This is a genomic window from Lactobacillus delbrueckii subsp. delbrueckii DSM 20074 = JCM 1012 (genome assembly GCF_001433875.1).
Taxonomy (GTDB): domain Bacteria; phylum Bacillota; class Bacilli; order Lactobacillales; family Lactobacillaceae; genus Lactobacillus; species Lactobacillus delbrueckii.
Genome location: NZ_AZCR01000173.1, coordinates 1 through 237, shown reverse-complemented (window position 1 = coordinate 237; position 237 = coordinate 1). Strand labels below are relative to the sequence as shown.

1 pseudogene is annotated in these 237 nt (G+C 40.5%); it reads left to right on the top strand.

The features are described from left to right. Positions 1-24: 24 nt before the first annotated feature. A pseudogene (locus tag FD23_RS09575) lies at positions 25-237 on the top strand (IS3 family transposase); the annotation flags it as partial.

The following is a 237-nucleotide window of genomic DNA, read 5'->3' as shown; positions in this document are numbered from 1 at the left end:
ACACTAATTTCGGGGGTTATTTTCATGACTAAATACACTAAAGAAATCAAACTTGCTATCTACCACGAATGGGTAGACGACCACAGAAGAGGCACCTACCTTAGCCAAAAATATGGGATGGGGCGTGGAGGTATCCATTATTTGGTAGACTTGATCCAAAAGCATGGTGAAGATATTCTGGATCGACCTCAACAGAAATATACTGCTAATTTCAAGCTTGCTGCCATTGATAGAGTT